Below are 522 nucleotides of genomic sequence, written 5' to 3' on the forward strand. Positions count from 1 at the left end.
CCACCGGCCACACCACATCCGACAACACCACCCCCGGCACCGCATCCGACAACACCACACCCGACACCGTCACATTGCCCGAGTTCGTCACCCCGAACTCATACGACACCACATCACCCACCGCGCCCGCACCCGACGCGACACCCGACTTCGACACCACCAGACCCGGAGCAGGCAGAACCGTATTCACCCGCACCGTATTCGTCGCCGCCGCAACCCGACCCCCACCCGGAGTCCGCGCAGCCACCGACGCCGTGTTCTCCACGAACCCACGATCCACATCCGCCTGCGTCAAGTCATACTTCCCCCGACCCGTCGCCTGCTCCCCCACACCCACACGACCAGGCCGCGACGCATCCGGCCACACGATCGACACGTCATACAGACCCACCATCGGATCCACCAACACCCCATCAGTGACCGTGACATTGCCCGTATTCGTCACCACCACCGTGTACTCCACCGTGTCACCCACCACACCGATACCACCCGCACCCAACACCCCCGACTTCACCGCAGACA

At 64.9% G+C, this 522-nt stretch carries 1 pseudogene; it reads right to left on the reverse strand.

From position 1 onward, the window contains the following. Positions 1–522: pseudogene (locus tag FSY98_RS16545) on the reverse strand (DUF11 domain-containing protein); the annotation flags it as partial.

The organism is Microbacterium sp. 1.5R, from assembly GCF_007667425.1.
Lineage (GTDB): Bacteria > Actinomycetota > Actinomycetes > Actinomycetales > Microbacteriaceae > Microbacterium.